This window comes from Brevibacillus sp. MCWH (genome assembly GCF_013096935.1).
GTDB lineage: Bacteria > Bacillota > Bacilli > Brevibacillales > Brevibacillaceae > Brevibacillus > Brevibacillus aydinogluensis.
Window position 1 is genome coordinate 1 of the sequence record NZ_SDLF01000210.1, and the last position, 411, is coordinate 411.

Sequence of the window (411 nt, forward strand, 5' to 3'; positions counted from 1 at the left end):
GTCGTGGGGCAACCGGGACGAAAAATGATTGATGAATATGTGCCGAAACTGAAAGCAAAATATAAGCCTCATGTCATTGTTGTGAACGGTGAAAATGCAGCGGGCGGAAAAGGGATTACCGAAAAAATATATCGTCGTTTTGTAGAGATAGGAGTGCATGTAGTAACGCTTGGCAATCACGCGTGGGATAATCGTGAAGTTTTCGAATTTATTGACCAAGCGAAAGTGCTCGTTCGTCCAGCCAATTTTCCAGCTGGTACACCTGGAAAAGGAATGGTGTTCATCCATGTGGAAGGGTATGAAATAGCTGTGATTAGTTTGTAAGGAAGAACGTTTTTGCCGGCGATCGATTGCCCGTTCAAAAAAGCAGACGAATTAGTCGAGATGGCGCTTGCGCGAACTCCTTTTATT

1 pseudogene is annotated in these 411 nt (G+C 44.3%); it reads left to right on the forward strand.

What is annotated here, in order from left to right:
• Positions 1-411: pseudogene (locus ETC00_RS20115) on the forward strand (YmdB family metallophosphoesterase); the annotation flags it as partial.